This is a genomic window from Pseudomonas sp. GM74 (assembly GCF_000282455.1).
GTDB lineage: Bacteria > Pseudomonadota > Gammaproteobacteria > Pseudomonadales > Pseudomonadaceae > Aquipseudomonas.
In genome coordinates this window covers 1-18,847 of record NZ_AKJG01000058.1, presented here as the reverse complement: position 1 = coordinate 18,847, position 18,847 = coordinate 1, and the positions used below count along the sequence as shown (strand labels likewise).

Sequence of the window (18,847 nt, the reverse complement as noted above, 5' to 3'; positions counted from 1 at the left end):
GAGTTCGCGGTACGTCAGAGAGATCGTGCAAGCCGGATTTACGACTGCTGCGCAGCCGGACGCAGCCTTCGGCAGCTGCTACAAAGAAGGCGTAGCGTCAGGGTTCGCTTAACTGACTGGCATTAACCAGTGCAGGTCTTTTTTTGTGTGCGCTTAGCCCATCGATTGGCTATTACGAATCCGTTTGCGTGCACTGAGCGTCAGGCGGATCGACAGCATCAGCGCCGCACAGCTCAAACCGGCAATCAACCCTTCCCACAGCCCGCTCGGGCCGCTGGCCGGGCCGAACCAATCGGTCAGTCCCAGCACGTAGCCGACCGGCAGGCCGATGCCCCAATAGGCGAACAAGGTCAGGATCATCGTCACTCGGGTGTCCTGGTATCCACGCAGCGCGCCCGCGCAAATCACCTGGATGGCATCGGAAAACTGGTACAGCGCGGCGTACACAATCAACATCGACGCTATCTGGATCACGGCCTTGTCAGGCGTGTAGATCGAGGCGATAGGTTCGCGCAGCAGCAGGATCAGGGCCGCCGAAAACGCCGCGAACACCAGTGCCGCGCCGAGCCCGACTTTCGCCGCGAAGCGCGCCTGCCAGGGGTTGCCGGCCCCCAGTGCCTGGCCGACCCGCACGGTCACCGCCATGCCCAGGGAGTAAGGAATCATGAACAGCAACGAGCTGATATTCAGGGCGATTTGATGCCCGGCCACCACGGTGGAGCCCAGACTGCCGATCAACAGGGCAATGACCGCGAAGATGCTGGACTCGGCGAAGACGGCGATACCGATCGGCAGGCCAATGCTGACCAGGCGCTTGATCACGGCCCATTTCGGGCGGTCGAAGCGCACCAGCACACGGGTGCGGGCATAGAAGGGGGCCCAGAAGGTCCAGCCGGCCATACTCAGCGCCATGAACCACATCACGATGCCGCTGGCCCAGCCGCAACCGACGCCGCCCAGGGCCGGTGCGCCGAAATGGCCGTAGATCAACGTGTAGTTCAGGGGGATGTTCAACAGTAGACCGCACAAGCCGATGACCATACTCGGACGGGTCCGCCCCATGCCATCGCTGTAGCAGCGCAGCACGTAATAAAACGCCATGCCCGGCAAGCCGAAGGCGATCCCGTGCAGGTAACCCATGCTCGGCTCGATCAATTGCGGATCGACTTTCATCCAGTGCAGGATCGGCTCGGCGCCGAGCAGCAGGCCACTGCCGATCAACCCGACACACAGTGCGAGCCACAACGCCTGGCGTACCAGCGGGCCGATTTCGTCAAATTGACCGGCGCCAAAGCGTTGCGCGACCTTGGGTGTAGTGGCCAGCAGGACGCCGGACATCAACAGGTAGACCGGAATCCAGATCGAATTGCCCAGGGCCACAGAGGCCAGGTCCCGCGGGCTGACGCGGCCGGCCATCACCGCATCGACGAAGCCCATGGCCGTGGTGGCCAGTTGCGCGATCATGATGGGCAGGGCCAGGCTGAGCAGGCCTTTGAGTTCCAGGCGAACGGGCGTCGTCCGCGCCGGAGCAATGGCGGCGGTATTCTCAATTACAGGATTCAATGGCGAAACGTCCAAAAGGTATTGATGCACAGGCGCGCATTCTACGCGTTGACGCGCCAGTCAGGAAAAGGCCCGTGTTGTGGATTTGTAATCATCTGCGAGCGGCGTGCTAGGCGCGATGAGGTATCTGCGCCTAAACTGCCGATCCCCCAAAGGAGCCTGCCATGCTGATTGTTGCCGACGAAAATATCCCCCTGCTCGATGCCTTCTTCGGAGGTTTCGGTGAAATCCGCCGGGTACCGGGTCGGGCCATCGACCGCGCCACGGTCGAGCAGGCCGATGTGTTGTTGGTGCGCTCGGTGACCAACGTCAATCGCGCGCTGCTCGAGGGCAGCAAGGTGCGCTTTGTCGGTACGTGCACCATCGGCACCGATCATCTGGACCTGAATTACTTTCAGCAGGCCGGTATCACCTGGTCCAGCGCTCCGGGCTGCAATGCCCGCGGCGTGGTCGACTATGTGCTCGGCAGTCTGCTGACCCTGGCTGAAATCGAAGGTGTCGACCTGACCCGGCGCACCTATGGCGTGGTCGGTGCCGGCGAAGTGGGTGGCCGGTTGGTCAAGGTCCTGCAAGGCCTGGGCTGGAAGGTGCAGGTATGCGATCCACCTCGGCAAGCTGCGGAAGGCGGGGATTACGTCAGCCTCGAGCAGATCATCGACGAGTGCGACGTCATCAGCCTGCACACGCCATTGACCAAGCAGGGGCAGCAATCGACCTGGCACTTGTTCGATGAAAAACGTCTGAACCAGCTCAGGTCCGGCACCTGGCTGATCAATGCCAGTCGCGGGCCGGTGGTCAACAACGCGGCACTGCGCGACGTGCTGCTGGAGCGCGAAGACCTGCAAGCAGTGCTCGATGTCTGGGAAGGCGAGCCTGAAGTCGATGTGGCGTTGGCCGAACTCTGCGTGTTGGCAACGCCACACATTGCCGGTTACAGCCTCGACGGCAAGCAGCGGGGCACCGCGCAGATTTATCAGGCCTATTGCGATTTCCTCGGGCAACCGGCCCGCCTCAGCCTGGGCGATTTGCTGCCGGCACCGTGGCTGTCGCATGTGACCCTCAATGCGCAAAGCGACCCGGCCTGGGCGTTGGCGATGCTGTGCCGTGGCGTGTATGACCCGCGTCGTGACGATGCCGATTTCCGCCGCAGCCTGGTCGGCAGTGTCGGCGAGCAGCGTGCGGCATTCGATGTGCTGCGCAAGCAATACCCGTCGCGCCGCGAGATCGACGGGCTGCAGGTGCAGATCGAGGGGGATGCGCCTGAGTTGCGCAGGATTGTGGCGGCATTGGGGGCTACGGCAATCTGATAGACCGTGGCGGCCCCTTCGCGATCCGTCTCGCTCGCGAAGGGCGCCCCACAATGTCCGGACAGACGCCCATAAAAAACCCGGCCAACAAAGGGCCGGGTCAAGAAGACGGTGGCTATATCACTTTTGTTCGGCAGGTTTGACCAATCGCTTTTCCAGTTCGCTGCAAGCTTTCTGGATCATTTCTTCAGTGATCGGTACTTCGCGACCCTGCTCGTCAATAATCGAGCAACCCAGAGACTGGTCTGGTTGCGTGCGGATCACTTGAATCTTGTCATCGCTGCTGTATTGCAAGGACATGGCCTGTCTCCTCATCAGGTTGTTAGCTTACTGTAGAACCGCCAGGTGACCGGGCTGTGACAACTCCCTGCGATCTTTCCGGGGGGACAGAACCAGTCCAGCAGAAATGCCTTCCCGTGGCTACCCGAACTTTAGATCAATAGCGTCTAGCCTCTAGTGTTGGTGGACATAATCAACCCGACTCATTGTGATTTGCAGCGAGCCACCCCATTGAGCGGTATAGGCTGACCCTAATGACTGCCTTGACCAGGATGATTACGATGCTCTCTGCCCGTCACCGCCGTGCCATTCGCCTGGCCAGTCGTTTTATCGCGCCGTATCGCTGGCAGGCCTTTGGCGCCTTGCTGGCGTTGATCGCCACCGCCGGCATCACCTTGTCCATGGGGCAGGGCATCCGTCTGCTGGTGGACAAGGGGTTCATGACCCAGTCACCGCACCTGCTCAATCAGTCCATCGGTCTGTTCATGTTGCTGGTGGCGGGGTTGGCGATCGGAACCTTTGCACGGTTTTACCTGGTGTCGTGGATCGGCGAGCGCTGTGTCGCCGACATCCGTCGCAACGTGTTCAATCATTTGATTTACCTGCACCCGGGGTTTTACGAAGACAATCGCAGTTCGGAAATCCAGTCCCGCCTGACCGCCGACACCACGCTGCTGCAATCGGTCATCGGCTCTTCGCTGTCATTGTTCCTGCGCAATCTGTTGATGGTGATCGGCGGGATCGTCCTGTTGTTCATCACCAACCCCAAGCTCACCAGCATCGTGGTGGTCGCCTTGCCCCTGGTGATCGCGCCGATCCTGATCTTCGGGCGCCGGGTGCGTAACCTCTCGCGCCTTAGCCAGGACCGGATTGCCGATATCGGCAGCTATGTGTCGGAAACCCTGGGCCAGATCAAGACCGTGCAGGCCTACAACCATCAGGCCCAGGACGAGCGCCGGTTTGCCGTGACCGTGGAAGAGGCGTTCAACACCGCACGCAAGCGCATCTTTCAGCGAGCCTGGCTGATTACCCTGGTGATCGTGTTGGTTCTGGGTGCGGTCGGGGTGATGCTCTGGGTCGGCGGCATGGATGTCATCGCCGGGCGAATTTCCGCCGGCGAGCTGGCGGCGTTCGTGTTCTACAGCCTGATCGTCGGCAGCGCGTTCGGTACGTTGAGCGAAGTGATTGGCGAATTGCAGCGGGCAGCCGGCGCGGCCGAGCGGATTGCCGAGTTGCTGCGTTCGGAAAACATCATCCTGCCGCCAGTGGCGGGCGCGGTGAAACTGCCGGAGCGGGTCGATGGCCAATTGCAGCTGCACAATGTGCGTTTTTCCTACCCGTCGCGGCCGGAAAGTTATGCCGTCGACGGGTTGAGCCTGACCATCAATGCCGGTGAGACGCTGGCGCTGGTCGGGCCGTCAGGGGCCGGCAAATCCACGGTGTATGACTTGCTGCTGCGTTTTTACGACCCGGCCGAGGGGCGCATCCTGCTCGATGGCGTGCCGTTGACTCAGCTTGATCCGTTGGACCTGCGCCGCTGTTTCGCCCTGGTGTCGCAAACCCCGGCGCTGTTTTTCGGCAGCATTGAAGAAAACATTCGCTACGGCAATCCGCAGGCGACATTGGCCGAGGTGCAGGAAGCGGCCAAAATCGCTTACGCCCATGACTTTATCGAAGCCATGCCCAACGGTTATCAGACTCATCTGGGGGACGGCGGTCTCGGTTTGTCCGGCGGCCAGCGCCAACGCCTGGCCATCGCCCGCGCATTACTGGTGGACGCGCCGATCCTGCTCCTGGACGAAGCCACCAGCGCCCTCGACGCCCAGAGCGAACACCTGATCCAGCAGGCACTGCCGAGCCTGATGAAAAACCGTACCACCCTGGTCATTGCCCATCGCCTGGCCACGGTGAAAAACGCCGACCGAATCGCGGTGATGGACCAAGGGAAACTGGTGGCGGTGGGCACGCATCAGGAGCTGATTGCCAGCAATGCCCTGTATGCCCGGTTGGCGGCGTTGCAGTTCAGTGATGGACATGAAGCGGCATGAATGACCACTGATGAATGACGCCCGGTTCGGGCATTATGTCGTCCTCTGTTATGAGCCCGGATGAAGGTATGAGCCGTTATCAACCACCGTTGACCTTGACGACGAAAATGTTGTCGCTCATCGCCGATATCAGCGAACAGATCGGTCAGCTTACAGCGATGGACGAACGCCTGCAGACGCCTCAATTGCGTCGTGGCAATCGGATTCGAACGATTCAGGCTTCTTTGGCCATCGAAAACAATACGCTGAGCATCGAGCAGGTGACTGCCGTTCTGGCGGGGCAGCGTGTGCTGGGGTTGCCTCGGGAAATCCAGGAAGTACGAAATGCGTTTGCTGCTTACGAAGCCATGCCTGATTGGCAGCCAAGCAGCCGGAGCGATTTACTGCGTGCTCATGAATTGCTGATGGGCGGATTGATTGATGAATGCGGGCAGTTTCGCCGAGCCGGCGTGGGTATCTATCGTGGCGACAAGTTGATCCATATGGCGCCGCCACCGAGTCGCGTTGTGCACTTGATTGACGACTTGTTGGCGTGGCTGCGCGCCTCGGATTGGCATCCGCTGATTGCCAGTTGCGTCTTTCATTATGAGTTCGAGTTTATCCATCCCTTCGCTGACGGTAACGGACGTATGGGACGCCTTTGGCAAACCCTGATACTCAGTCAGTGGCGCCCGGCATTGTCTTATTTGCCGGTTGAGGTGGTGATTCGGGACCAGCAGGAGGCGTACTACGCGGCATTGTCGGCGGCCGATCAATTGGCCGAATCCACACCTTTCGTAGAGTTCATGTTGCAAGCTATGAGTGTTGCACTCTCGGAGGCAGTACTGGCTGAGCCAGAAATCGACCCAGTAACCGACCTGGTAACCGACTCAGTAGAGAAGTTGCTTTCTGTGCTGAATGTTAACGGTCCGCGTAAGATCAGCGAATTGATGGCTGACATAGGATTGGTGCACAAGGCGACCTTCAGGGCTAACTATCTCCGGCCTGCATTAGCGGTCGAATGGATAGAAATGACCTATCCCGAATCGCCAAGTAGTCCGGCACAAAAGTATCGCCTGACCCAGCTTGGAAAACAGGTCTTCGCACGGCTCAAGTCGGCGAAGAAACCTTGAGCATTAAAAAAGCCCGCATCTGTGATGCGGGTTTTTTTACGAGTTGATTTGAATCATTGATCGTCGAAGAACCGCTCATGCCAATCCACGATCGGCTGTGGTGAGTTGAGCTTGTCGCCATAGATCACCGAATACGACAGCACGTTTTGCACGTACTGGCGGGTTTCGTCGAACGGAATGCTTTCCACCCAAACGTCGAAACTCAGGTGGTCCGCACCGCGCAGCCACTGGCGCACTCGGCCGGGGCCGGCGTTGTAGGCGGCGGAGGCGAGGACGCGGTTGCCGTTGAACTGGCTGTGTACCTGGCTCAAATACGCGGCGCCGAGCTGGATGTTCTTGTCCGGATCCAGCAGTTGCTGTGGCGAGCTATAGGGAATGCTGAACTTGCGTGCGGTTTCCTTGGCGGTGGCGGGCATCAGTTGCATCAGGCCCGAAGCACCGACCCCGGAGCGGGCGTCGTCCATGAACGCACTTTCCTGGCGGGTGATGGCGAACGCCCAGCTTGGATGCAGGCCGCGGTTCTTCGCTTCACGCACCAGCGTATTGCGGTGGGCCATCGGGAAACGGATATCCAGGTCATCCCAATACTGCGCCTGACTGATGGTGCGGATCGCCGGGAAATACCACTTCAGGTCGTAGGCCAGTTTGGCTTGGGCGACCATTTCGTCGCGGCTGAAGTGACGGCTCACGTAGTACCACTCGCGCCGGCCATCGACGATCTGCCCGCGGGCGTGCAGCTCCAGGGCGCGGCGCACGCCGGGGGTATTGCGCACCTTGTTGATGGTGGCCTGGCTGAGCACCAGCGGTTTGTTGAGCAGCGAGTAGGGCGACTGTGAGCGATCGGCGGCGAGGAAACCATAGAAGTCGCGTTCGCGGGCCAGGTTTTTATAGAGTGTCAGGGCCTCCGGATTCTGCGGCTGCGCCAGTTCCAGGCTGCGGGCCTGCCAGTAACGCCAGCGGTTGGTGTTGGCCAGGTCCTGGGGCAGGCGGCGGGTCAACTGATAGGCATCGTCCCAGCGCGCCAGGCGCAGGAGCAGGCGCAGGCGCCATTCGGAAACCGTATTGTCGCGCAGCTCCGGGTCGTATTTGGTCATGACGTCCAGGGCTCGACCATCGAAACGTTTGGCGAGGGTCAGCCCGATTTCCCGGGCGATCGCCACTTTTTCATCCCGGGAGAAATGCATGCTGCTGGCGTAGCCGTCGAGCAGATTCATGGCTCTGTCCGGATCCTGGCGGGCCAGGCGGCGCAGACCGAGGCTGACCACGTCGGACATGGCTTCATCGGCCGGGGTGAAGCGTGATGGCTGGTTGAGCAGTTCCGGTTTCTGCGCGACGTCCACCAGCAAGCGACCGCGAGGGGCGAGGGTGGCCATGCCATTGACCAGGCTGTTGGCCAGCGGGTAGTTGCGCGCCTGGGCCGCGAGCTTGGCGCGCTCCCAGCGTTTTTGTTCGGTCAACTGGCCTTCGGCGGCCCACATGCCGAACAGCGTGTCACAGGCTTCGGGTTGGGATTTGCCGGTCAGCCAGAGTTTTTCGGCGTTGGCATTACCTTCGGCCTTGAGATTGTGGCTGAGCTGGTACTGCGCATTCAGGCAGTCCAGCTCGGTGAAGTTCATTTTCGGGTCGTAATACTTGACGAAGGTCGCCCAGTCACCCCGATCCGCCAGCCAGCGCAACCAGCGCAGCTTCATCCAGTTGGCCTGGGGCAGGTCACCGTGTTCGGCGAGGAATTTCTCGATTTCGGCGTTGCTCGCGGTTTTAAGCCGCGCGGTCAGCTCGTCGTACGCCAGGTAGGGTTCCAGCGGATAATCGGCGAGGGCCTGGCTGTAACGGAAATACGGGCCGCTATCGCCCTTGGCCAAGGCGCGCTTGGCTTCATCGTAATACTGGCGTTGGGTGGACAGGTCCACCGCCTGGGCGGATTGAACGGCAGCGGCAGACAGTAAAAAAGCAGATAAAAGATTGAAAAGGCGACTGCGCATGAGACGTCCAGGCAGAGAAAACATGACAAGCGCGGGCCGGGCCCGCGCTGAATTGTCTGTAGCTTAGCCTTTTGCCAGCAGCCGGTGAAAGCTTTGCGGGTCTTCCCGCATCAGTTCGCAACATTTGTCATGCAGAGTGCTGCGAGAGTGAAATTGCCGGCCTTCTGGAGCCTCAAGTCAGGTAGAATGCGCGCCCGGTTTTTGGAGAAGCTCATGACCCTGCTCAAATTCAGCGATGTGTCCCTTGCTTTCGGCGCTATGCCGTTGTTGGACAAGGTGTCCTGGCAGATCGCCCGTGGTGAGCGGGTGTGCATCATCGGCCGCAACGGCACTGGCAAGTCCAGCATGATGAAGCTCGTCAAGGGCGACCAAAAGCCCGATGACGGCTCCGTTTGGCGCGCGCCCGGGCTCAAGATCGGCGAATTGCCGCAAGAATTGCCGGTGGCCGACGAGCGGACAGTGTTCGACGTGGTGGCCGAAGGCCTGGACGGCGTTGGCGCCTTGCTCGCCGAATATCACCACCTGAGCCAGAACATCGTCACCGATGCCGATCTGGACAAACTGATGCACGTCCAGCACGACCTCGAAGCCCGCGATGGCTGGCGCTTGCAGACGCTGGTCGACAGCACCCTGAGCCGCCTGCAACTGCCGGCCGACAAGACCCTCGCCGAGTTGTCCGGCGGCTGGCGTCGTCGCGTCCTGCTGGCCCAGGCCCTGGTGTCCGAGCCGGACCTGCTGCTGCTCGACGAACCAACCAACCACCTGGACATCGGTGCCATCGCCTGGCTTGAAGAAGCGCTGAAGGATTTCCAGGGCGCCGTGCTGTTCATCACGCACGACCGTTCTTTCCTGCAGAACCTGGCAACCCGCATCCTCGAACTGGATCGCGGCGGCCTGATCGACTGGAACGGCGACTACGCCAGTTTCCTCGTGCACAAGGAAGCCGCGCTGGCGGCCGAAGAAACCGCAAACGCGCTGTTCGACAAGCGCCTGGCCCAGGAAGAAGTGTGGATTCGCCAGGGCATCAAGGCCCGTCGTACCCGTAACGAAGGTCGCGTGCGTGCACTCAAGGCCTTGCGTGTCGAGCGCAGCGAGCGTCGTGAGCGTACCGGCAAGGCCAATATCCAGCTGGAAACCGCCGACAAGTCCGGCAAGCAAGTGATGGTCCTGGATAACGTGAGCTTCGCTCACCCGGATGGCCCGTTCCTGATCAAGGACTTCTCCATGGTGCTGCAGCGTGGCGACCGTATCGGTCTGCTCGGCGCCAACGGTACCGGCAAGACCACGCTGCTGAAGCTGATGCTCAGCGGCTTGCAGCCGACCAGCGGCAAGGTTGAAGAGGGTACCAGGATCGATGTCGCCTACTTCGACCAGTTGCGCCATCAGCTGGACCTGGAAAAAACCGTGATCGACAACGTGGCCGAGGGGCGCGACTTCATCGATATCGACGGCCAGAGCCGCCACGTGCTGAGCTACCTCGGTGACTTCCTGTTCAGCCCGCAGCGTGCCCGCACGCCGGTCAAGGCGCTGTCCGGTGGCGAGCGCGCCCGTCTGTTGCTGGCCAAGCTGTTCAGTAAGCCGGCGAACCTGCTGGTACTCGACGAACCGACCAACGACCTCGACGTCGAAACCCTCGAATTGCTCGAAGAGGTCTTGCTGACCTTCAACGGCACCGTACTGATGGTCAGCCACGACCGGGCATTCCTCGACAACGTGGTCACCAGCACCCTGGTCTTCGAAGGTGAAGGCAAGGTTCGCGAGTACGTCGGTGGCTATCAGGACTGGCTGCGCCAGGGCGGCTCGCCGCGCCTGCTGGGCGTGACCGAGAGCAAGTCCGGCAAGGCCGACCTGAACTCCGCGGTGGTGAAGGCCGAGCCTGCGCCGGTTGCTGCAGTCGTCGAAGCGCCAGTGGCAAAGAAAAAGCTCAGCTACAAGTTGCAGCGCGAACTGGAAGCGTTGCCGGGCCAGATCGAAGCCATGGAGCAGCAGATTGCCGCCGTTGAAGCGCAAATGGCGGATGCCGGCTTCTACCAGCGTCCTGCTGCTGAAACCGCTGCGGTGATTGCTCAGCTGGAGCAGTTGCAGGCTGAACTCGACGTGATGGTCGAGCGTTGGGCCGAGCTGGATGCCTGATTGATCCTGCAATAAAAAAGCCCGGCGTTCAGTGATGAGCGCCGGGCTTTTCGTATGCAATACAATCTGCGGGCTGCTGTAGATCCAATGTGGGAGCGGGCTTGCTCGCGAAGGCGGTTCAACATTCAACGAATGGGTCGATTGTCACACCGCTTTCGCGAGCAAGCCCGCTCCCACAATGATTTGTGTTGTCAGCTTTTGTTTTGCAGGCGAACTGCCAGCACATCGCAAGGCGCGCCATGCAGCACGTCATTGGCGGTGGAACCCAGCAGTAGTGCCAGGCCGTGTCGGCCATGGCTGCCCACAACGATCAGGTCGCATTGCTGTTCCTTGGCGAAGTGATGGATTTCCTGGCGTGGCTGGCCGTAGGTGAGGTGGCAATTGGAGCCCTCAAGCTCTGAGTATTTGTGCTTCAGGCGTTCAAGGCGCTCCTTGGCCTGATCGAACTGCTGCTGTTGCAGTTGTGACAGGTCCATCGGCACGTCGCCGCCGAAGGCCATCGCCATCGGCTCGACAATGTGCACCAGCGACAATTTCGCACCGTTGCTCACCGACAGTTCGCGAGCGCGGTGAATCACAGGGTCGCACTCTTCGGTCAGATCTACAGCGACCAGAATATGGTTGTAGGGCATGAGGTGCTCCTCCTGAGGGATGCAATATTGGTAAGTATGGCTGGTTTCAAGCGCATTGGTTCCAAAGTGACACAATGGGCTCATTCAAATTCGGGAGTACAGATATGACGGTCTGGATAGTGGTGTCAATCCTGTTGGTGGTGCTGAGCCCGCTGGCATGGTTGCGGCCGTCGCGAGCTCAGAGCGGGCGCATAGCCTTGCGGATGGAGGCCCGGCGCATCGGCCTGGCCATGCAATTGGCGCCCCAGGAGTGGCCACACTGGCTCAGCCAGGAGCCGCCGAGCCCCTGCGCCCAGTACCATCGTCCACGACGTGGCAGTCAGCCGGCGTGCTGGAGTTACTGGCAAAAATCACCGGGTGTCTGGGTCAATCAGTGGCAGGAAGTCTGTGAAGATCGGGCGCTGCTCGATCATTTTGAAAAATTGCCGGGCAATGTCTTCAAGGTCGAGGCCGACAAACAATTGATCGCCTTGTATTGGGGCGAGAAGGGCGAGGCCGAAGTTTTGCAACAGATCGATGCAACGCTCAAAGCCCTTGCCTGAAACGGATCTGTAGCAGCTGCCGAGCCTGCGAGGCTGCGTCCGGCTGCGAAGCAGTCGTAAATCAGGCGCCGTGGTACATCAGGCTGATCGTGCGCTCAGGGTTTACGACGACTTCGTCGCCGAACGCAGCCTCGCAGGCTCGGCAGCTGCTACAGAAGGCAATAAAAAGCCCGACATTCATCATCGGGCTGGAATTGGCCAGGCAGGCCGGTAAATCGGTGTTGGCTGATCTTGCGCTGGGCATTCGCCAAAAGCGTTCACAATTTTCCCCTGGGTTCCGCCAGCGTAGCTTGTTAAACATGGGCTGCAGCGAATTAGGGCGAATTTTCTAACAATTGATTCTATGAATGACCTTGCATGCTTCGGCGTGTTTAAGGTCTTCGCAGTACGGATATGACCGGAAAGTCGCGTTTCAACCCGTGTTTCAGGCGATTGACAATTGTCGGAAATTCCGTGAAGGTGACGTACCCAAATCAAACGGGCGTATGAATTGAGCGTTTGTATTTCAGATCGCTCCTACAGAATCCCGACTATCGCGTTGGCGGGTGTGCCGGGTGGATAGGCGTAGCATCGACGATTAACGTCCCTGCGAAGCCTTCGCCTGCGTCCGACGTGTACTGTTCAGCTTCCATATCGTGGAGATCAGTTGATGATTTACGAAGGTAAAGCCATCACGGTTAAGGCTCTTGAAAGTGGCATCGTCGAACTGAAGTTCGACCTCAAGAGTGAGTCCGTCAACAAGTTCAACCGTCTAACCCTGAACGAACTGCGTCAGGCCGTAGACACCATCAAGGCAGATGCTTCGATCAAGGGCGTGATCGTCAGCAGTGGCAAGGACGTGTTCATCGTCGGTGCCGACATCACCGAATTTGTCGACAACTTCAAGCTGCCGGATGCAGAACTTGTTGCTGGCAACCTCGAAGCCAACAAGATTTTCAGCGATTTCGAAGACCTCAATGTCCCGACTGTTGTTGCCATCAACGGCATCGCGTTGGGTGGCGGTCTGGAAATGTGCCTGGCGGCGGACTACCGCGTCATGTCCACCAAGGCCAAGATCGGTCTGCCGGAAGTCAAGCTGGGCATCTACCCGGGCTTTGGCGGTACCGTGCGTCTGCCGCGCCTGATCGGCGCCGACAACGCCATCGAATGGATTGCCGCCGGCAAGGAAAACCGTCCTGAAGACGCGCTGAAAGTCGGCGCCGTCGACGCGGTGGTAGCTCCTGAGCAGCTGCAGAATGCCGCGCTGGAACTGATCAAGCGCGCCATCTCCGGCGAGTTCGACTACAAGGCCAAGCGCCAGCCGAAGCTGGAAAAACTCAAGCTGAACGCCATCGAACAAATGATGGCTTTCGAAACCGCCAAGGGTTTCGTCGCCGGCCAGGCTGGCCCGAACTACCCGGCGCCGGTTGAAGCGATCAAGACCATCCAGAAAGCCGCGAACTTCGGTCGCGACAAGGCGCTGGAAATCGAAGCTGCCGGTTTCGTCAAGCTGGCCAAGACCTCTGCCGCGCAGAGCTTGATCGGCTTGTTCCTGAACGATCAGGAACTGAAGAAAAAGGCCAAGGCCTACGACGAAATCGCCAAGGACGTGAAGCAGGCCGCCGTACTGGGCGCCGGCATCATGGGTGGCGGTATCGCCTATCAGTCGGCTTCCAAAGGCACGCCGATCCTGATGAAGGACATCAACGAGCACGGTATCGAGCAGGGTCTGGCCGAAGCCGCCAAGCTGCTGGTTGGCCGCGTTGATAAAGGTCGCATGACCGCTGCGAAAATGGCTGAAGTGCTCAACGGCATTCGTCCAACTCTGTCCTACGGTGATTTCGGTCACGTGGACCTGGTGGTCGAAGCGGTCGTCGAGAACCCGAAGGTCAAGCAAGCGGTACTGGCTGAAGTTGAAGACAAGGTCAAGGAGGACACCATCCTGGCGTCCAACACTTCGACCATTTCCATCACCTTGCTGGCCAAGGCCCTCAAGCGTCCGGAAAACTTCGTCGGCATGCACTTCTTCAACCCGGTGCACATGATGCCGCTGGTGGAAGTGATCCGTGGCGAGAAGTCCAGCGAGCTGGCGGTTGCCACCACCGTTGCCTATGCCAAGAAAATGGGCAAGAACCCGATCGTCGTCAACGACTGCCCGGGCTTCCTGGTCAACCGCGTCCTGTTCCCGTACTTCGGCGGCTTCGCCAAGCTGGTCAGCGCCGGTGTGGACTTCGTCCGTATCGACAAGATCATGGAAAAGTTCGGCTGGCCCATGGGCCCGGCCTACCTGATGGACGTGGTCGGCATCGACACCGGTCACCACGGTCGTGACGTGATGGCTGAAGGCTTCCCGGACCGCATGAAGGACGACCGTCGCTCGGCCGTCGACGTGCTCTATGAAGCCAAGCGCCTGGGCCAGAAGAACGGCAAGGGCTTCTACGCCTACGAGACCGACAAGCGCGGCAAGCAGAAGAAAGTGGCCGATCCTTCGGTGCTGGAAGTGCTCAAGCCGATCGTTTACGAGCAGCGCGAAGTCACCGACGAAGACATCATCAACTGGATGATGATCCCGCTGTGCCTGGAAACCGTGCGTTGCCTGGAAGACGGCATCGTCGAAACCGCTGCCGAAGCCGACATGGGTCTGGTCTACGGTATTGGTTTCCCTCCATTCCGTGGCGGTGCGCTGCGTTACATCGATTCGATCGGTGTGGCAGAGTTCGTTGCCCTGGCTGACCAGTACGCTGATTTGGGCGCGCTGTACCACCCGACCGCGAAGCTGCGCGAAATGGCCAAGAACGGCCAGAGCTTCTTCGGTTAAGCGCCCCCAACTAGAGTGAGAGTGAACTTATGAGCTTGAATCCTAGAGACGTCGTAATTGTCGACTTCGGTCGTACTCCGATGGGCCGCTCCAAGGGCGGCATGCACCGCAACACCCGCGCCGAAGACATGTCGGCGCACCTGATCAGCAAACTGCTGGAACGTAACGTCAAGGTCGACCCGAACGAAGTCGAAGACGTGATCTGGGGCTGTGTGAACCAGACCCTGGAGCAGGGCTGGAACATCGCGCGCATGGCGTCGCTGATGACCCAGATCCCGCACACCTCGGCCGGCCAGACCGTCAGCCGCCTGTGCGGCTCGTCCATGAGCGCTCTGCACACTGCCGCGCAAGCGATCATGACCGGCAACGGTGACGTTTTCGTGGTGGGTGGCGTCGAGCATATGGGTCATGTGAGCATGATGCACGGTGTCGATCCGAACCCGCACATGTCGCTGTACGCGGCGAAAGCCTCGGGCATGATGGGCCTGACCGCGGAAATGCTGGGCAAAATGCACGGCATCACTCGCGAGCAGCAGGACGCTTTCGGCGTGCGCTCCCACCAACTCGCCCACAAGGCGACGGTGGAAGGCAAGTTCAAGGACGAAATCATCCCGATGCAGGGCTACGACGAGAACGGTTTCCTGAAAACCTTCGACTACGACGAAACCATTCGTCCGGAAACCACCCTGGAAAGCCTGGCGGCTCTGAAGCCGGCATTCAATCCGAAGGGCGGCACCGTGACAGCCGGTACCTCGTCGCAGATCACCGATGGTGCCTCGTGCATGATCGTGATGTCGGCGCAGCGCGCACAGGACCTGGGCATCCAGCCTCTGGCGGTGATTCGTTCGATGGCGGTGGCAGGTGTGGATCCGGCAATCATGGGCTATGGTCCAGTACCGGCCACACAAAAAGCACTGAAGCGCGCGGGTCTGGGTATCTCCGACATCGACTTCTTCGAGCTCAACGAAGCTTTCGCCGCACAGGCCCTGCCGGTGCTGAAAGATCTGAAAGTACTCGACAAGATGAACGAGAAGGTTAACCTGCACGGCGGCGCGATCGCCCTGGGCCACCCGTTCGGTTGCTCCGGTGCGCGGATCTCCGGCACTTTGCTCAATGTGATGAAGCAGAATGGCGGTACCTTCGGGGTAGCCACCATGTGCATTGGTCTCGGCCAAGGCATCTCCACCGTCTTCGAACGCGTTTAAGCGTCTCGTTGATGGAAGCCGGGGCCAAGTGCCCCGGTTTTTGTTTTTCCGGATTTATTTTTGTTTTTATTTTGAAAAAATTTGAGCGAGGGCCAAAACATGCCGATACAACCTGGGCTCTACCAACATTACAAAGGTCCGCAGTACCGCGTATTCAGTGTTGCGCGGCATTCGGAAACCGAAGAAGAAGTGGTCTTCTATCAAGCCCTGTATGGCGATTACGGCTTTTGGGTGCGTCCCTTGAGCATGTTCCTGGAGTCCGTCGAGGTTGACGGTGAACAGGTGCCACGCTTTGCTTTGGTGCAGGCCGAAGAAAGCCTTTTTAACAAGCCATAAGCTGAGTGCGCGCAAAACCCTGCGCTTGACCTCACCTTGTTGCCACTATATATAGCGGTGCCGCGTCAGGCGCCAACCGCCTTTCACTTCTCGAATTCAGGAATTTTCCGATCCATGGGCAAATCGCTGGTCATTGTGGAATCCCCGGCTAAGGCCAAGACCATCAACAAGTATTTGGGCAACGAATACGTGGTGAAGTCGAGTATCGGCCATATCCGAGACCTGCCCACCAGCGGTTCGGCTAGCGCCAGCAAAGAGCCAGCCGCCAAGCGCGGCAAGGCTGCCGCGGGTGAAGTGCCGGCACTGTCGCCGAAAGAAAAAGCACGCAAGCAGCTGGTCGCGCGCATGGGCGTCGATCCGGATCATGGCTGGAAAGCCAAGTACGAGATCCTCCCGGGCAAGGAAAAAGTCATCGAAGAGCTGCGCCGGCTCGCCAAGGATGCTGACACCATCTATCTCGCAACCGACTTGGATCGCGAGGGGGAAGCCATTGCCTGGCACCTGCGCGAAGCCATCGGTGGTGACGACACCCGCTACAAGCGCGTGGTGTTCAACGAAATTACCAAGAAGGCGATTCAGGAAGCCTTCTCGAAACCAGGCGAGCTGGATATCGACCGCGTCAATGCCCAGCAGGCGCGTCGTTTCCTCGATCGCGTCGTGGGCTACATGGTTTCGCCGCTACTGTGGGCCAAGATCGCTCGCGGCTTGTCCGCCGGTCGTGTGCAATCGGTTGCCGTGAAGCTGGTGGTCGAGCGCGAACGTGAAATCCGCGCGTTCATCCCGGAAGAGTACTGGGAAGTTCACGCCGACCTCGGCACCGCCAAGGGCGCGACCGTGCGTTTCGACGTGGCCCGCGAGAAAGGCGAAGCCTTCAAGCCGCTCAACGAAACCCAGGCCATGGCCGCGCTGGAGAAGCTCAAGGCTTCCAGCTACAGCATCGTCAAGCGCGAAGACAAGCCGACCAGCAGCAAGCCGTCGGCGCCGTTCATCACCTCCACCCTGCAGCAGGCCGCGAGTAACCGCCTGGGCTTCGGTGTGAAGAAAACCATGATGATGGCCCAGCGTTTGTACGAAGCCGGCTACATCACCTATATGCGTACCGACTCCACCAACCTCTCGGTTGATGCCGTGGCGATGGCGCGTACCTATATTGAAGGCGAGTTCGGCAAGAAGTACCTGCCGGAAACCCCGAACGTCTACAGCAGCAAGGAAGGCGCACAAGAGGCTCACGAAGCGATTCGTCCGTCCGACGCCAATACCGAGCCAAGCAAGCTGTCGGGCATGGAGCGTGACGCTGAGCGCCTCTATGAGCTCATCTGGCGCCAGTTCCTCGCTTGCCAGATGCTGCCGGCGCAATACCTGTCGACCACGGTCACTGTGGGTGCAGGCGACTTCGAGCTGCGCGCCAAGGGCCGCATCCTGAAGTTCGACGGTTATACCCGCGTCATGCCGCAAATCGCCAAGCCGGGCGATGACGACGTACTGCCGGACATGGCCCAGGGCGACGCGATGAAGCTGATCAAGCTTGATCCGACCCAGCACTTCACCAAGCCGCCGGCGCGTTACTCGGAAGCCAGTCTGGTAAAAGAAATGGAAAAACGCGGCATCGGTCGTCCTTCGACCTATGCGGCGATCATTTCGACCATCCAGGACCGTGGCTACGTGGCGCTGCACAACCGTCGTTTCTACTCGGAAAAGATGGGTGACATCGTCACCGAGCGACTGTCCGAGAGCTTCTCCCATTTGATGGACTACGGCTTCACCGCCGGCATGGAAGAGCATCTCGATGACGTGGCCCAGGGCGAGCGCGACTGGAAAAACGTGCTCGACGAGTTCTACGGCGACTTCAAGAAGAAACTCGAAGTAGCCGAAAGCCCGGAAAACGGCATGCGTGCCAACCAGCCGGTCATGACAGACATTCCGTGCACCACCTGCGGCCGGCCGATGCAGATCCGTACCGCGTCGACCGGTGTGTTCCTCGGTTGCTCGGGCTACAGCCTGCCGCCGAAAGAGCGCTGCAAGGCTACCGTCAACCTGGTGCCGGGCGACGAAATCGCTGCGGACGACGAGGGTGAGTCGGAGTCGCTGGTGTTGCGTGGCAAGCATCGCTGCCCGATCTGCAGCACGGCGATGGACGCCTACCTGCTCGATGAAAAGCGCAAGCTGCACATCTGCGGTAACAACCCGGATTGCGATGGCTACGAAATCGAAGAGGGCACTTATCGCATCAAAGGCTATGAAGGTCCGAGCCTGGAGTGCGACAAGTGTGGCAGCGAGATGCAACTCAAGACCGGTCGATTCGGCAAGTTCTTCGGGTGCACCAACGCGACGTGCAAGAACACCCGCAAGCTGTTGAAGAGCGGTGATGCGGCGCCACCGAAGATGGACCCGGTGAAAATGCCTGAGCTGAAGTGCGAAAAGGTCAACGACACCTACATTCTGCGCGACGGTGCATCCGGTCTGTTCCTGGCGGCCAGCCAGTTCCCGAAAAACCGCGAGACCCGTGCTCCGCTGGTGATGGAGATCATCCCGCACAAGGATGAGATCGATCCGAAGTATCACTTCCTCTGCGAAGCGCCGAAGAAGGATCCGGATGGTCTGCCAGCGGTGATCCGTTACAGCCGCAAGACCAAGGAGCAGTACGTGCAGACCGAAGTCGACGGTAAGCCGACTGGCTGGAAGGCGTTCTACGACGGCGGCAAGTGGACAGTTGAAGACAAGCGTCCAGCTGCGAAAGCGTAAAGCTTCGCGGCAATGAAAAGGCCGCATGAGAACCCTCGGGTTTTCATGCGGCCTTTTTTTGTGCTCCTGCAAAAAAAAAGGGGGAGCTTGCGGTAATGCCAGTCAGTTAAGCAATTTCAGCCGCGACACCCTTTGTAGCAGCTGCCGAGCCTGCGAGGCGGCGTTCGGC

General features: G+C 59.7%; 13 protein-coding genes. 9 read left to right on the top strand and 4 right to left on the bottom strand.

Going from position 1 to position 18,847, the window contains the following annotated elements:
• Window positions 1-153: 153 nt before the first annotated feature.
• Window positions 154-1,563: an MATE family efflux transporter gene (locus tag PMI34_RS14015; protein ID WP_008050070.1), complete on the bottom strand. Its 1,410-nt coding sequence runs from the start codon at window positions 1,561-1,563 to the stop codon at window positions 154-156.
• 164 nt (window positions 1,564-1,727) lie between these two features.
• Here PMI34_RS14015 and pdxB point away from each other — a divergent pair, with 164 nt between their 5' ends.
• The gene (gene pdxB, locus PMI34_RS14020; RefSeq protein ID WP_008050069.1) at window positions 1,728-2,870 is read left to right on the top strand and encodes a 4-phosphoerythronate dehydrogenase PdxB; all 1,143 of its coding nucleotides are present in this window, start codon (window positions 1,728-1,730) and stop codon (window positions 2,868-2,870) included.
• Between the two features lie 120 nt (window positions 2,871-2,990).
• Here pdxB and PMI34_RS14025 read toward each other — a convergent pair whose 3' ends face one another.
• A complete protein-coding gene (locus tag PMI34_RS14025; RefSeq protein WP_008050068.1) occupies window positions 2,991-3,170 on the bottom strand; it encodes a PA1571 family protein in 180 nt (59 codons plus the stop codon).
• A gap of 251 nt (window positions 3,171-3,421) precedes the next feature.
• Between PMI34_RS14025 and PMI34_RS14030 the strand changes: the two genes are divergently transcribed.
• Both PMI34_RS14030 and PMI34_RS14035 read left to right on the top strand, forming a co-directional pair.
• Window positions 3,422-5,197: an ABC transporter transmembrane domain-containing protein gene (locus PMI34_RS14030; RefSeq protein WP_162130357.1), complete on the top strand. Its 1,776-nt coding sequence runs from the start codon at window positions 3,422-3,424 to the stop codon at window positions 5,195-5,197.
• Between the two features lie 68 nt (window positions 5,198-5,265).
• Window positions 5,266-6,309 carry a Fic family protein gene (locus PMI34_RS14035; RefSeq protein ID WP_008050064.1) on the top strand — a complete coding sequence of 348 codons (1,044 nt, stop codon included), beginning with the start codon at window positions 5,266-5,268 and terminating at the stop codon, window positions 6,307-6,309.
• Between the two features lie 53 nt (window positions 6,310-6,362).
• Here PMI34_RS14035 and PMI34_RS14040 read toward each other — a convergent pair whose 3' ends face one another.
• Window positions 6,363-8,291 carry a transglycosylase SLT domain-containing protein gene (locus tag PMI34_RS14040; protein ID WP_008050063.1) on the bottom strand — a complete coding sequence of 643 codons (1,929 nt, stop codon included), beginning with the start codon at window positions 8,289-8,291 and terminating at the stop codon, window positions 6,363-6,365.
• Between the two features lie 213 nt (window positions 8,292-8,504).
• Here PMI34_RS14040 and PMI34_RS14045 point away from each other — a divergent pair, with 213 nt between their 5' ends.
• Window positions 8,505-10,424 (top strand): ATP-binding cassette domain-containing protein, encoded by a 1,920-nt coding sequence (locus PMI34_RS14045; protein WP_008050061.1) that lies wholly within the window; start codon window positions 8,505-8,507, stop codon window positions 10,422-10,424.
• A 191-nt stretch (window positions 10,425-10,615) separates the two neighbouring features.
• Here PMI34_RS14045 and PMI34_RS14050 read toward each other — a convergent pair whose 3' ends face one another.
• The gene (locus PMI34_RS14050; protein WP_008050059.1) at window positions 10,616-11,056 is read right to left on the bottom strand and encodes a universal stress protein; all 441 of its coding nucleotides are present in this window, start codon (window positions 11,054-11,056) and stop codon (window positions 10,616-10,618) included.
• A gap of 104 nt (window positions 11,057-11,160) precedes the next feature.
• Here PMI34_RS14050 and PMI34_RS14055 point away from each other — a divergent pair, with 104 nt between their 5' ends.
• The 5 genes from PMI34_RS14055 (at window position 11,161) to topA (ending at window position 18,678) form a co-directional block, all read left to right on the top strand.
• Window positions 11,161-11,598: a hypothetical protein gene (locus tag PMI34_RS14055; protein ID WP_008050058.1), complete on the top strand. Its 438-nt coding sequence runs from the start codon at window positions 11,161-11,163 to the stop codon at window positions 11,596-11,598.
• A 649-nt stretch (window positions 11,599-12,247) separates the two neighbouring features.
• Complete coding sequence (fadB, locus tag PMI34_RS14060) at window positions 12,248-14,395, top strand: fatty acid oxidation complex subunit alpha FadB (protein WP_008050056.1); 2,148 nt, start codon at window positions 12,248-12,250, stop codon at window positions 14,393-14,395.
• 29 nt (window positions 14,396-14,424) lie between these two features.
• Window positions 14,425-15,600: an acetyl-CoA C-acyltransferase FadA gene (gene fadA / locus PMI34_RS14065; RefSeq protein WP_008023006.1), complete on the top strand. Its 1,176-nt coding sequence runs from the start codon at window positions 14,425-14,427 to the stop codon at window positions 15,598-15,600.
• 99 nt (window positions 15,601-15,699) lie between these two features.
• On the top strand, window positions 15,700-15,936 hold the full coding sequence (locus tag PMI34_RS14070; RefSeq protein WP_008050054.1) for a DUF1653 domain-containing protein: 237 nt from the start codon (window positions 15,700-15,702) through the stop codon (window positions 15,934-15,936).
• 114 nt (window positions 15,937-16,050) lie between these two features.
• The gene (gene topA / locus PMI34_RS14075; protein WP_008050053.1) at window positions 16,051-18,678 is read left to right on the top strand and encodes a type I DNA topoisomerase; all 2,628 of its coding nucleotides are present in this window, start codon (window positions 16,051-16,053) and stop codon (window positions 18,676-18,678) included.
• Window positions 18,679-18,847 lie beyond the last annotated feature (169 nt).